Annotated in this window: 11 protein-coding genes; 4 read left to right on the forward strand and 7 right to left on the reverse strand. The window is 42.6% G+C overall.

Annotated features, from left to right (window positions below):
* Window positions 1–14: 14 nt before the first annotated feature.
* On the reverse strand, window positions 15–2,126 hold the full coding sequence (locus AC20OE_RS02875) for a heterodisulfide reductase-related iron-sulfur binding cluster (protein ID WP_487268320.1): 2,112 nt from the start codon (window positions 2,124–2,126) through the stop codon (window positions 15–17).
* Between the two features lie 143 nt (window positions 2,127–2,269).
* Between AC20OE_RS02875 and cls (AC20OE_RS02880) the strand changes: the two genes are divergently transcribed.
* The 3 genes from cls (AC20OE_RS02880) (at window position 2,270) to AC20OE_RS02890 (ending at window position 4,769) form a co-directional block, all read left to right on the forward strand.
* On the forward strand, window positions 2,270–3,466 hold the full coding sequence (gene cls / locus AC20OE_RS02880; RefSeq protein WP_099663761.1) for a cardiolipin synthase: 1,197 nt from the start codon (window positions 2,270–2,272) through the stop codon (window positions 3,464–3,466).
* A 12-nt stretch (window positions 3,467–3,478) separates the two neighbouring features.
* Entirely contained in the window at window positions 3,479–4,441 is a 963-nt protein-coding gene (gene uvsE, locus AC20OE_RS02885; RefSeq protein WP_058838543.1) for a UV DNA damage repair endonuclease UvsE, read from the forward strand.
* A 73-nt stretch (window positions 4,442–4,514) separates the two neighbouring features.
* Entirely contained in the window at window positions 4,515–4,769 is a 255-nt protein-coding gene (locus tag AC20OE_RS02890; RefSeq protein ID WP_039182170.1) for a hypothetical protein, read from the forward strand.
* 27 nt (window positions 4,770–4,796) lie between these two features.
* On the opposite strand, the gene AC20OE_RS02895 is transcribed toward AC20OE_RS02890, so the two are convergent.
* From AC20OE_RS02895 to cls (AC20OE_RS02910), 4 genes are all read right to left on the reverse strand, one after another.
* The gene (locus AC20OE_RS02895) at window positions 4,797–5,795 is read right to left on the reverse strand and encodes a S66 family peptidase (RefSeq protein ID WP_099663760.1); all 999 of its coding nucleotides are present in this window, start codon (window positions 5,793–5,795) and stop codon (window positions 4,797–4,799) included.
* An 87-nt stretch (window positions 5,796–5,882) separates the two neighbouring features.
* Entirely contained in the window at window positions 5,883–6,125 is a 243-nt protein-coding gene (locus AC20OE_RS02900) for a hypothetical protein (protein ID WP_039182177.1), read from the reverse strand.
* A 151-nt stretch (window positions 6,126–6,276) separates the two neighbouring features.
* Window positions 6,277–7,992 carry an ABC transporter ATP-binding protein gene (locus AC20OE_RS02905; RefSeq protein WP_047202612.1) on the reverse strand — a complete coding sequence of 572 codons (1,716 nt, stop codon included), beginning with the start codon at window positions 7,990–7,992 and terminating at the stop codon, window positions 6,277–6,279.
* A gap of 105 nt (window positions 7,993–8,097) precedes the next feature.
* Window positions 8,098–9,615, reverse strand: a complete 1,518-nt coding sequence (cls, locus tag AC20OE_RS02910; protein ID WP_372555790.1) for a cardiolipin synthase — start codon at window positions 9,613–9,615, stop codon at window positions 8,098–8,100.
* Between the two features lie 137 nt (window positions 9,616–9,752).
* Between cls (AC20OE_RS02910) and AC20OE_RS02915 the strand changes: the two genes are divergently transcribed.
* Window positions 9,753–10,724 carry a S66 family peptidase gene (locus tag AC20OE_RS02915; protein WP_487268324.1) on the forward strand — a complete coding sequence of 324 codons (972 nt, stop codon included), beginning with the start codon at window positions 9,753–9,755 and terminating at the stop codon, window positions 10,722–10,724.
* Window positions 10,725–11,129: 405 nt separating this feature from the next.
* Here AC20OE_RS02915 and argS read toward each other — a convergent pair whose 3' ends face one another.
* Both argS and AC20OE_RS02925 read right to left on the reverse strand, forming a co-directional pair.
* Window positions 11,130–12,803: an arginine--tRNA ligase gene (gene argS, locus AC20OE_RS02920; RefSeq protein WP_099663758.1), complete on the reverse strand. Its 1,674-nt coding sequence runs from the start codon at window positions 12,801–12,803 to the stop codon at window positions 11,130–11,132.
* Window positions 12,800–13,222 (reverse strand): YwiB family protein, encoded by a 423-nt coding sequence (locus AC20OE_RS02925; RefSeq protein WP_003215400.1) that lies wholly within the window; start codon window positions 13,220–13,222, stop codon window positions 12,800–12,802. The genes argS and AC20OE_RS02925 overlap by 4 nt, the downstream gene beginning before the upstream one ends.
* Between the last annotated feature and the right edge of the window lie 110 nt (window positions 13,223–13,332).

Consider the following 13,332-nt stretch of genomic DNA (forward strand, 5'->3'; position numbering starts at 1 on the left):
TCGGCCTGTCATCTTTACGACACCTGTTTTCCAGGCTCACCAAACACTGATTTTTCAAGAAGTTCGGCGACATCAAATGTGCCTACTTGCTCCTCTACTTCCTTCGCCTTCGTCCCATCTCCCAGCATCGTTAAGCAATAAGGACACCCTGAGCTGATGATGGACGGCTGAACCTGTAACGCCTGCTCCGTTCGTGCAGTGTTAATCCGGGTACCCGTCTCTTCTTCCATCCACATTAAGCCCCCGCCTGCACCGCAGCACATACCAGTTTCACGGTTGCGTTCCATTTCTTTCAGCGTCACACCTGGAATGGCTTTTAAAATGTCTCTTGGCGGGTCGTACACTTCGTTATATCTGCCTAAGTAGCATGAGTCGTGGAAGGTAATTACCTCGTTCACTTCATGTACAGGCGTTATTTTCCCTTCTTTCACTAACTCTGCCAATAATTCTGTATGATGGTACACTTCTGCCTCAAGTCCAAAGTCTGGATATTCATTTTTAAATAAGTTGTAGGCGTGTGGATCAATCGTGACGATCTTTGTGACGCCGTTTTTCTGAAATTCTTCAATATTTTTTGCAGCAAGCTCTTGGAATAAAAATTCGTTTCCGAGTCTTCTTGGTGTATCGCCTGAGTTTTTCTCTTTATTGCCTAGGATCGCAAAGGATACCCCCGCTTCATTGAGGAGTTTTGCAAAGGCAAGTGCAATCTTTTGGCTTCGATTGTCATATGCCCCCATTGAACCAACCCAGAATAAATAATCAAAGGTTTGCTCTGCTTTTTTCAGCTCTTTCACTGTCGGCACATGCACATCTTCTCTCAGTTCACGCCAATTTTCTCTTTCTTTCCGGTTCAATCCCCACGGGTTTCCTTGGCGCTCAATGCTTGTCATGGCACGCTGTGCATCCGCGTCCATTTTTCCTTCGGTCAGCACAAGATATCTGCGCATATCAATAATCTTGTCGACATGTTCATTCATGACAGGGCATTGGTCTTCACAGTTTCGGCATGTCGTACATGCCCAGATCTCTTCTTCTGTAATGACCTCTCCAATAAGAGAAGGATGGTATATAGAGCTGGCAGCCGACTCTTCCGCACCTGCTCCTCTCGCCTGCAGTGCCAACTGGTTTCCTGTTGTCTGCTTGAAGGCAAGCTGCGGGACCCAAGGTGTTTTCGATGTAATAGCGGCCCCTTTATTGGTTAAATGATCTCTTAACCTTAAAATCAAATCCATTGGAGACAGCATCTTTCCTGTCCCTGTTGCCGGGCACATATTCGTGCAGCGCCCGCATTCCACACAGGCGTAAAGATCAATCAGCTGAGACTGACGGAAGTCTTCAATTTTTCCCACACCGAAGGTCTCTTGTGTCTCATCTTCAAAATCGATTTTTTGCAGCTTGCCTGGCGGGTCTAATCTGCTGACAAATACGTTGACAGGCCCTGCAATCAAATGGGCGTGCTTTGACTGAGGAACATATACTAAAAATGTCAGCAAAATGAGCAGATGCATCCACCATGCGGCATAAAAAACAATCGCAGCCGCAAGAGGTGAAATTCCGCCCAGCAAGAAAGCAATACCAGAAGCGATTGGCTCAGTTAATGATAGAGAGTGTCCATGCCAGATGATGTTCATGCCGTTCCCTAGTAAGACTGTCAGCATTAATCCGCCAATAAATAAAAGCACTAGACCCGATTTAAAACCTCGTTTTAAACGGACAAGTTTTTCCACATATCTTCTATGGAAAGCCCATACAACGGCCACTAAAATGAGAAGTGTGACCACCTCTTGGAAAAACGTAAAGACGCCGTACACCGGACCTAAAGGAAGCCCGCTGTCTGGAATAAGCCCCTTCAAAATAAAATCAAGGGCTCCGAACTGTACAAGGATAAAACCGTAGAAAAACAGCACATGAATGATGCCGCTCTTCTTGTCCTTTAACAACTTCTTTTGCCCAAATACATTGACCCAAACACGCTCTAAGCGTTTCTTCATGTCTTGTTGAAACTCTTCTTTTTTACCAAGACGAATATACGCCGCTCGTGTTCGAATGAGATAAACAAACAAATACAGAGCGTAAGCGGTCACCGCCGCAAATGCGATCAAGTTGATGATTAAAAGGCTATTCATCTTGCTCCCCCTTTCATTCCCCAAAACCCACTTTGTTCCGTTTCCATGTTGTACCTCTATCATAAATAATGAATGAGTATTCAGTCAATATTTTTTGTGCGTTTGGGTACACTATTGAAATATGCAAAAAAGGAGGAAGTTTCATGATCGCATTGATCATCCTACTCGTACTCATTGCCATCGTTTTGCTCGTCATGTTAGACCTTTATATGGGAAAGAAATATTTTTCTACGCACGCATTTGAACGGTCTTTTGACCAAACAAGCGGCGATGCCACCTTTTATCATGATGGCGAACCATTTTTCGATCAGCTGCTTACGGATATACAGCAGGCCTCTTCTTCTATTCATATGATGTTCTTTATTGTAAAGAACGACAAGATTGGTCAAAGGGTGTTCCAAGCATTGAAAGCCAAAGCGGAGCAAGGCGTTTCCGTCTTTTTGCTGACCGACCGATTAGGCTCCTATCCGTTTGATCAAAAGTCGATTGACATGCTAGAAAGAAGCGGCATTCAATTTTACTTTTTAAATAAGCCTCGTTTTCCTTTTTTGATTTACCGGTTAAACATGAGAAATCACCGTAAAATTACGGTGATTGATGGGAAGATTGGCTATATTGGCGGATTTAATATAGGTGATGAATATGTTGGGAAAAAAGGCCGCTTTGGCATTTGGAAAGATTATCATTTGCGGATGACTGGACAGGTTGTCGCAGATCTCCAGCATGTGTTTCTGAATGATTTGTACCGGTCGTCTGGCATTCATCAGCTGCAATATGAGGTTTTCCCTGCATTGGAACCGGGAACATTACAATGCACAACACGCGCGACTGCCGGTTTTTCTTTAGAAGCTTTATTTCTCCAAGATATTGAGCAGGCGAAGAAACAAATCATCATCTGTACGCCGTATTTTATTCCATCAGCTCCTCTTCTGAAGGCGCTGATGGATGCACGAAAACGGGGCGTCACAGTTGAAATTATCATTCCAATGAAAGCGGATCATCCACTTGTCAAAGAGGCTGGTTTTCATTATTTAAAGGATCTCATTGCCTCTGGATGTCTTGTTTATCGTTTTTATAAAGGATTTTATCATTCGAAAGCCATATTGATTGATCACAGCCGCTGTATGATCAGTACCGCGAATTTTGATAAACGAAGCTTGTTTTTAAACGAAGAAGTAGATGTAGCCATTGATGATCCCGACTTTACTGCACACGTAGAGGAAAAAATTCGGGAGCATATGGAAGTATCTGAGATCCTGACAGAAGAAACATTGTCAAAGCGCCCTCTTATCACACGGCCGCTTGAGTGGGTTGCCGCCATGTTATCGTATTTTTTATAAAGGAGATGACCTATGCGTTATCGATTTGGTTATGTATCGAATGCCGTCACCTTGTGGGAAGCTTCTCCTGCCAAGTCGCTGACCTTTGCAAGATACAGCAAGCTCTCTAAGGAAGAAAGAAAAGAGGCTTTATTGCGAACAACGAAAGCCAATCTCGTGAATACATTAAGAACACTTTATTTCGCCATTGCTCATGATATCCCGCTGTACCGTTTTTCAAGCTCGATCGTCCCGCTCGCTACCCATCCCGAGGTGCGCTGGGACTTCGTGACCCCTTTTCACAAAGAATTTCTTGAGATTGGCAAGTTGGTGAAACGGCACAACTTACGGGTAAGCTTTCACCCCAATCAATTCACCTTGTTTACCAGCCCAAAACCTTCAATTACAGACAATGCCGTCATCGATATGACGTACCATTATCAGATGCTTGAGGCAATGAAGCTCGAAAAGGAAGGTTACATGAATATTCATATAGGCGGAGCGTACGGCGATAAAGAATCGGCTCTTCAACGCTTTGATGAAAATATCAAACAGCTTCCGGCTCATATCAAAGCAAGGATGACACTTGAGAACGATGACAAAACATATACGTCGCTCGAAACGCTTGGCGTATGTGAAAAGCATGACATTCCATTTGTTTTTGATTACCATCATCATGTGGCAAATAAAGATGACGATGCCGCACTCGATGACATCCTTCCAAGAATGTTCGACACTTGGACAAAGACTGGCATTCCACCCAAAATCCACTTGTCTTCACCTAAATCAGAAAAAGCCATACGTAGTCATGCAGATGGTGTAGATATGGCCTTTGTCTTACCGCTTTTTCAAGCATTAAAACCGTATGGCCGTGATGTAGATTTTATGATTGAAGCAAAATTAAAGGATCAGGCTCTGCTCCGTCTAGTCGAAGAGCTGTCTGCGATAAGGGGCAATAAGCGGACGGGCGGAGGAACCATTGAGTGGAAATCATAGAGAAAGGTTTACCTTTGTGCAAATGGGGGTAACAAAGCTATTGTGAAAAAGTAATTAACAGGAGGATATGAAGATGTCTCAAATCTATTCAATCCGAATCGCTGCAAAAGCGTTGAATTTACATAAGCTTATTTCTCTTTATGAAAAGTGCCAGCAGGCTCAGCATCGTATATATGTGTATTCTAAAAAAACAATGTGCAGCATTAAGAACATCGTAGAGCTTGAAACCTTCAGGCTCACTCATTTAGAATCTGATTATTTAATTGTCGTAGAGGGGAAAAAAGCGCAAGACCTTCTACAGCCGTTTGAGAAAGAAAAGGTTTCATAAAAAAGAGCAGCCTCGGGCCGCTCTTTTTTATATCCACTCTTCTGTCAGCCAAACTTGTTTAGAAGCTGCATCTATTTTCACTTGTGCCCCAATTGGCATCGTAAGCATTGGGTGCGTATGGGCACAGTCAAAATCAGCGATGAGTGGTCTTTTTGTCTCTCCGAGCACCTCAAGTAAAATCTCGTAAGGCTCTTTGCCCGTCCCTTCATCATCAAACAGCTCATGTTTTCCTAAAAGAATCCCTGACACCCGTTCAAACACTCCATTTACTTTCAATAAAGAGAAATTCTTTTCTACAACAGAAGCGGTTTTCATGCAATCTTCAATGAGGAGGATGTCTCCGTTTTGGATGGCTGGCATGAACTCACTTCCCCAAATGCCGTACATCGCATTCAGGTTCCCGCCGATCAATCTGCCTTCTGCCTGTCCCTCTATGACGCACAGCCAATCATTCGGACGCTGCTTTTTATCACCCGTCTTTTCTTCCCAATTGATTCGTTCATCTGTCCAAAAAGGCGGTTTTTCAATCTGATAAGGAATGCTTTGAGGAGACATCAAGATGTCCTCAAATGACTGATATGTAAAATTGACAAACGGTTCAAACTCGCCAAAAGAAGGGACAAGCGCCGGCCCGTAGAAAACAGGCAGTCCCGTTTTTTCGTACGCCGCTAGTAGAATCGCTGTCGCATCTGAATAACCGATCATGATTTTCGGATGTTGATTCAGCAGCTCAAAATCAAGATAAGGCAGCAAACTATTTGAATTCGTACCGCCAATCATTGACATGATGCACGCCAAGTCCTCTCTAGCCATCAGCTCATTCAGCTCATCAGCTCGTTCTTGAATTGTACCGGAACGGTAGTGATCCTCTTTCCCAGTTAATGATCCTGGGATCACAATGAAACCTTTTTGCTCAAGCCACTTCTTCGCCCGCTCATACCTAAGAGGCGAGGTCGCTGATGCAGGACTAGAAGGTGAAAAAATACCGATCTTATCGCCCTTTTGTAATCGCCGAAGCCCCTTCATTCCATCAGATCCTTCCTACACGCATTTTTTCTATCCTAACAAAAAAAGCCCTTTATCAAAAGGGCTACTGAACGAATGAAAATCTTTTCAAAAAAATATTTTAAAAAGGCCAAGTAATATGAGCGTAAAACTAATAATCAATGCTATCGATATTTTGACTTTGCTTAAAGAACTGTCTATAACGTTTACAAAAAGGTGAATGCCAAATAAAATAATCCCGATATAAAAAAATACTGGGTTGATTCCAGCTGGAATGATCAATATAAATAAACCAACAAGAGTCACGTAGTGAATGCTTTTCAGCATGAATGTTTTTGCTGTTTCGCTCAAACAACCCTCTCCTTTTGGATCTAATTTCCTTAAATTATATCAGAATTCCATTTAAATGGTGATTTAAATATTTGCAGGACGAACCACTTTTTATTATCACATGTAAAAAAATGAGTCCAACTCAATAGCTGAACTCATTTACGCCTTACTATCAATGACCAAACTGCGCTTCATGCAGTCTGCTGTACACGCCGCCCATTTGGATGAGTTCTTGGTGGCGGCCTTGTTCTTGAATGCCTTCTTCTGTTACGACGATGATACGATCGGCGTGCTTAATTGTAGCGAGGCGGTGGGCAATAACGAGTGTCGTCCTGCCGACAGCCAGTTCGCTTAGTGCATCCTGTATAGCTTTTTCTGTTTCTGTATCAAGTGCTGATGTGGCTTCATCTAAAATTAGAATTGAAGGATTTTTTAGGAACATCCGCGCAATGGACAGGCGCTGCTTTTGACCGCCTGACAATTTGACGCCGCGCTCGCCTATGACAGTATTTAATCCTTCTGGGAAACGCTGAACGAGTTCCTCTAAATGCGCACGACGTACAGCCTCCCAAATCTCTGCATCACTGGCTTCTAGGTTGCCGTACGCAATGTTTTCTCGAATGGTGCCTGAGAATAAAAAGACATCCTGCTGCACAATGCCAATCTGCTGTCTTAAAGAAGAGAGGGTCATCGATTTTGTACTCACGCCATCAATCGTAATCTCCCCTTCATCCACATCATAAAAACGTGGCAGCAAACTGCAGATCGTCGATTTCCCGGCTCCTGAGGGCCCGACAAACGCAACGGTTTCTCCTTGTTTGATCTTCAAATCGATATCCTTTAACACATGACTGTGCTCATCGTAGCCAAATGTCACGTTTCGATATTCAATTTCACCTTTCAGCCCGAATACATCACGAGCTCCTTCTGTATCCTTCACATCTGGCTCTGTTTCAAGTAAGTCGACATAACTTTTAAAGCCCGCAATGCCTTTTGGATACATTTCAATCACTGTGTTAATCTTATCAATCGGTCTGAATAAGACGTTTGTAATCAGAACAAACGCGATAAATCCACCTGCCGTTAATTGACCCTGCAGAACAAACCATGTCCCTGCTAGAAGGACAAACAGTGTCACAAGACGTGTCAGAATGTAACTGATTGAGCCGTTAACCGACATGATTTTATATGAAAGAAGCTTCGCTTTCCGAAAGCGGTTGTTGTTTTCAGCAAAACGCTTTTTCTCAAAATGTTCGTTGGCAAAGGCTTGAACAAGACGAATACCGCCGATATTGTTTTCAACCCTTGCATGAAAGTCTCCAATGTCATTGTTCAGCTGTGTAATCGCCTGTGTCATCTTTTTATTAAAATGAAGGGCAAGCCAAATGATGACGGGCATGATCAAGAAGGTTAAAATAGCAAGCTGCCAGTTAATCATTAGCATGACAGCAAAGGCGCCAAGAATCGTCATAATCGCAATAAACAAATCCTCAGGTCCGTGATGAGCCACCTCCCCAATGTACATGAGGTCATTTGTCATCCGAGACATAAGCTTACCCGTTTTGTTGTTATCAAAAAACTTAAATGAGAGACGCTGAAAATGATCAAACAGCTTCTTCCTCATATCTGTTTCAATATTAATGCCAAGCATGTGTCCCCAGTACGACACAATAAATTGCATCACTGAGCTGAGGGCATAAATGATAAACAGAGCAAGTGCGGTCCAGGCAATGACTGTCCAGTTCCCTGTTGGTAATAACGTATCAATGAAGTAGTTCACGATCAGCGGGAAACCAAGTTCCATTAATCCAACTGCGACAGCGCAAAAGAAATCTAAAAAGAACAGACCGCGATAGGGCCTGTAATAGGCGAAAAAGCGTTTTAGCATATGTAAAAGGACCTCATTTCCTCTATAATTGATAATCATTTTCAATTATAGAGGAATCCTCTGCAAAATACTAGATCAGGAAATGATTTCTTTGACTGGAAACCCTCATAATACGCCAGAAAACAATCGGGCAAATGATTCCTTCAACCGCTCTTTTAAGCCTCTTTTATAAAAATGAACAGGACCCATTTGCTCACATTCCTTCATATCTTCCTCATAGTGGGCCATCAATTGATCAATTGGCTTTTTCGCTGCTGTAAAGACATTGACCTCAAAATTAAGCTGAAAGCTTCTCATATCAACATTTGCGGTGCCGACAGAGGCGAGTTCTCCATCTGCGATCATCACCTTTTGATGCATGAACCCTTTTTGATAGTGATATACCTTGATGCCCTCTTTTAGAAGCTCAGAAAAGTAGGAACGTGTGGCATATTGCGTGAGAAATCCGTCATTGATCTCCGGTACCATCACCCGCACATCCACCCCTCTTGTGGCAGCGATTTTGAGCGCAGTGCGAATCGATTCGTTTGGTACAAAATAAGGTGTGGCAATCCAGACAAATTGTTTCGCATTAGAAATGAGAGCATCATATAAATCACTCATACTTTCTTTCATATCAGGTCCAGTTGGTACAACCTGAATGACATCCTCTCCTGTCACAGGATGCGGCGTATGATACTTCGGATCATCAATTAATACTTCATCTGATACATATTCCCAGTCGAGCATAAAAACGGAGTGAAGGGTCTGAACAGCCTCACCCTTTAACATGGCATGCGTATCACGCCAAAAGCCGATCTTTTCATCCCGTCCTACGTATTCCTTGCCAACATTTAATCCGCCGACGAACCCTGTTTCTCCATCAATAATGACGATTTTTCGGTGATTTCGGAAATTGAATTTTTGGTTAAAAAATCCATATTTTAAAGGTAGAAAAGGAGCGACCTTTACCCCTGCCTGCTTCAAGCGTTTAATATCTTTTCGTGAGAAACGAATGCTGCCCGCCGCATCATATATGAAGCGAACCTCTACCCCTTCTTTCACTTTTTCAATCAAAATCTCCATCATCCGGTGGCCGAGGAAATCAGATTTAAACATGTAATATTCAATATGAATGAATGATTGTGCTTTTTTTAACTCTTCAAAAATTCGGGGAAACGTCTCCTCTCCATTTTTTAAAATGTCCATATCACTATTTGTATTCACATGCATGCCTGTAGCTTTTTCTGTGTATTGAAAAAAACCACGCTGATTATCAGTTAAACGTGATTCATCCGGCTTGCTCTCAAGCTCAGATATTCTTCTTAATTTTTCACGGTTATACATTCTCTTTGATTTGAATAAATGACCTTTTACATAGAGCTGTCCTGAGAACAGATAGAACATATAGCCAATGATCGGGAAAAAAATCAGCACATATATCCATAATAACGTGTGCTGTGATGTACGATTCTCCAGCATGAGTGAGACGATACTAAATAAAATAATGGCGATATAAATCGCTGCGTACAGCTGAACGCTCCACGCCGGCACAGTCCACCAATACACCACATATGCCCCAAATATCATAAAATATAAAAATAAAAATTCCAGTCTTCTCTTTTTCACATTCTCCGCCCTCATTCTGTCTTTTTCTCTTCCATACCCTTTGCACAGCTTGTATGAAACGCACGACCCATTCCTTTCTCCTAGCCTTTACAGACTTTCGCTATTTGATCCGATATAATAGAGAAATATGTGATGGAAAGGAAGATCTGTTTATGCATACCCCCTCACCTCTTAAAAAAGGGAGCCATATACGTGTTATTGCCCCAAGCCGAAGTGCCAGCATTTTATCAGAAGAAGGAATTTCTCAAGCGAAAAAACGTTTAGAGGCATTAGGCTTCACTGTCTCTTTGGGACAGCATGTGTTTGAATGTGACCTTCATTCCTCATCGTCTATTGAACACCGCTTGTCTGATCTGCATGAGGCGTTCAGAGATCATGATGTCGATGGTATTTTGACAGCCATCGGAGGCTTCAACTGCAATGAACTTTTGCCTTATATTGATTACGACTTGATCCGTCAGCACCCTAAAGTCCTCTGCGGCTATAGTGACATCACTGCACTTGCAAACGCCATTACAGCGAAATGTGATATGGTGACATATTCCGGCCCCCATTTTTCCAGATTTTACATGGAGCAGGGGCAGGAGGAGCAGACTGCCATGTTTCAAGCTTGCTTGATGAACGGCGGCGAACCGTTTGATGTGATTCCTTCGACAAAATGGAGTGATGATGCTTGGTATCTCGATCAAGCGAACAGGCAGTTTCATCCGACAACATGGGGGATTTATCAGGAAGGAACAGCTGAAGGCACCTTGTATGGCGGAAACCTTTGTACACTGAACTTACTGCAAGGGACATCGTTTATGCCGAATGTAAAGGATGCGATCTTATTTGTCGAGGATGATGAGCTGGTATTCCCTGAAATGTTCGCCAGAGACCTTACCTCCCTCTTGCAGCATGCACAATCAATCAAAGGATTGATCATCGGACGATTTCAGAAGAAATCCAAGATGACAGAGGAACATTTGAGGTTCATTCTAGATAAGCACCCAATGCTCAAACACATCCCAGTGATTTACGATGTCGATATCGGACATACACAGCCCGTCTTCACCTTCCCGATTGGTGGAAACGTTCAGCTAGCGTGTACAAATGGAGACATAAAGCTACGCATTCATTCATAACTAAAGGCAAAAAAGCACCCGAATAGCCGGTGCTTTTTTCTATGCCACCATCTTTTTTAAAATTTTTTTAGAAAAAGTGATCCAACCCTTCATTCCCTTCGTTAAGTAGATGTAAAAAGAAAAGAGAGGAGGCAAAAATATGTTTTCTGATGTACTTAGCCAATTATTCGATTCTATCTCTAACATTATTAACACACTTGGATAATTCCATTTGACGCACACATACTACATGCTTACCGAAGGGAGGCACACTCTATGTTCTCTGATGTACTTAGCCAATTATTTGATTCTATTTCTAACATAATTAATACGCTTGGATAATTTTCAAAGCCCGCTTGAAGATAGCGGGTTTTTTATATGAAAAAGCCCCACTCATCCAATAGAGTGGGGCTTTCTTTCATTTCATTACATCTTTTCCGGAGCCGATACACCAATTAGTTTTAATGCATTAGTGAGCGTGATTTGTGTTGCTTTCATGAGTGAAAGACGTGCTGTTGTTTTTGTTTCGTTTTCTACATCGATGACCTTCTCGGCATTGTAGAAGCTGTGAAGGGCTGATGCAAGGTCATAAATATAGTTCGTCACGCGGTGCGGAATACGCTTTTCAGCTGCTTCTGCTACAACTTCTGGGAAGCTGCCAATGATTTTGAGAAGATCGTATTCTTTTTCCGATTGAATGTGAGAGAAATCGGCTTTTTCAAGGTTTGGTTCGTAGCCTTTTTCTTCTCCTTGACGCAGCATGCTGCAAATTCTCGCATGCGCATATTGTGCATAGTACACAGGGTTTTCGTTAGACGTAGAAATGGCTAGGTCTAGGTCAAAGTCCATATGTGTCGCCGCACTTCTCATCGCAAAGAAATAACGAGTCGCATCTAAGCCGACTTCTTCAATGAGATCACGCATTGTGACAGCTTTTCCTGTACGCTTACTCATCTTCATCTTTTCACCGTTTTTGTAAAGATGCACAAGCTGGATGATTTCTACTTCAAGCTTGCCAGCTGGATATCCAAGTGCTTGGATCGCCGCTTTCATTCGAGGGATATAGCCGTGATGGTCCGCTCCCCAAATGTTAATAAGCTGGTCAAAGCCTCTGTCCAATTTGTCTTTATGATATGCGATGTCTGGAAGCAGGTAAGTGAAGCTGCCATCTTTTTTAATCAGCACACGGTCCTTATCATCGCCAAAATCAGTTGAACGCAGCCATGTTGCGCCGTCTTCTTCAAAGACATAGCCTTTTTCACGAAGTGTTTCCAGCGCTAGTTCGATTTTTCCGTTTTCATATAAAGAGGTTTCTGAATACCATACATCAAATGGTACACGGAAATTCTCAAGGTCTACACGTAATTTCTCTAATTCGTATTTCAATCCGTATTCACGGAAGAACTTCATCCGCTCTTCTTCCGATTCATGAACGAAACGGTCACCAAATTCATCCGCAAGCTTTTGTCCGATGCCTTTGATGTCTTCCCCTCTGTAGCCGTCTTCAGGCATTTCTTTTTCAAGACCGAGTGCCTCAAAATAACGTGCTTCGACAGATAAAGCGAGGTTATTGATTTGATTCCCTGCATCGTTGATATAGTATTCACGGCTCACATCGAACCCTGCTTTATCAAGGATGTTGCAAAGGGAATCTCCTACAGCTGCTCCGCGGGCATGTCCAAGGTGAAGATCACCTGTTGGGTTGGCTGAGACGAATTCGACTTGCACCTTTTGACCGCCGCCTGTATTCGTTTCGCCATACGCTTCTTTTGCTTCAAGGACAGCTGGAATCAGCTTTGTTAAATACTGATTGTTCATATAAAAGTTAATGAATCCTGGACCTGCGATATCCAGTTTTTCAATGGAAGCTTTCCCTTTATCAAACGCATTGACGATGTCTTCTGCGATTTGACGAGGTGCTTTTTTCGCAATGCGGGCAAGCTGCATCGCCATGTTGGTAGAGTAATCACCGTGAGTTTTGTCTTTCGGCACTTCTAAAAGGACATCTGGCACCTGGCTTTCATCGGCAAGTCCTGCTTTGACGACTGCCGCAATGATTTCTTCTTTTAACGCATCTTTGACCTGTTCTGCGATATTCATGAACGTAAATCCTCCTTATACGAAATCGATAATGTATGTAAATGCTTTTGATCTTCTCCTGTCAGCATATCGTACGTAATGTGCAGCAGCCCCTTGTCCACATCGAGATCAATGCCATGTGTGTGCACATCTAACTGAAGTGTACCGAATGGCATCGTGTAATGTGTGACGGTCGTTTCTCCAATGAGAAAGCGCTGCTTCATTTGAATAGCCCCTGATCTCATGACAAAAATTTCTTTTTCACTCATTTTCACAACGGTTTTTACTTGACCCATTTCATGTTCTTCATGGTAAGTGAGATACGTTTTGTCATTCTTCTCTTGATACGTTCCAGTCGTGCGGAATTCGATCGTTTCAGCCGGCTCCGTCTCTGGTTTCATCACTGACTTTACATGAATTGAAATTTGGTTTTGTGTCATTTTGCACTTCCTTTGCTAAGACCCGTTTAACTAAAATAGTATACCATATTCATGATCGCCTATCATACCATCATTTCTCTTCTTCACGGTGATTAAACTTCGTTTTTCAT

Source organism: Bacillus sp. SRI_025 (assembly GCF_057592095.1).

Excerpts from the sequence above, each read along its gene's own strand:
- AC20OE_RS02875 (WP_487268320.1), bottom strand. The coding sequence starts at position 2,126 with ATGAATAGCCTTTTAATCATCAACTTGATCGCATTTGCGGCGGTGACC.
- cls (WP_099663761.1), top strand. The coding sequence starts at position 2,270 with ATGATCGCATTGATCATCCTACTCGTACTCATTGCCATCGTTTTGCTC.
- uvsE (WP_058838543.1), top strand. The coding sequence starts at position 3,479 with ATGCGTTATCGATTTGGTTATGTATCGAATGCCGTCACCTTGTGGGAA.
- AC20OE_RS02890 (WP_039182170.1), top strand. The coding sequence starts at position 4,515 with ATGTCTCAAATCTATTCAATCCGAATCGCTGCAAAAGCGTTGAATTTA.
- AC20OE_RS02895 (WP_099663760.1), bottom strand. The coding sequence starts at position 5,795 with ATGAAGGGGCTTCGGCGATTACAAAAGGGCGATAAGATCGGTATTTTT.
- AC20OE_RS02905 (WP_047202612.1), bottom strand. The coding sequence starts at position 7,992 with ATGCTAAAACGCTTTTTCGCCTATTACAGGCCCTATCGCGGTCTGTTC.
- cls (WP_372555790.1), bottom strand. The coding sequence starts at position 9,615 with ATGAGGGCGGAGAATGTGAAAAAGAGAAGACTGGAATTTTTATTTTTA.
- AC20OE_RS02915 (WP_487268324.1), top strand. The coding sequence starts at position 9,753 with ATGCATACCCCCTCACCTCTTAAAAAAGGGAGCCATATACGTGTTATT.
- argS (WP_099663758.1), bottom strand. The coding sequence starts at position 12,803 with ATGAATATCGCAGAACAGGTCAAAGATGCGTTAAAAGAAGAAATCATT.
- AC20OE_RS02925 (WP_003215400.1), bottom strand. The coding sequence starts at position 13,222 with ATGACACAAAACCAAATTTCAATTCATGTAAAGTCAGTGATGAAACCA.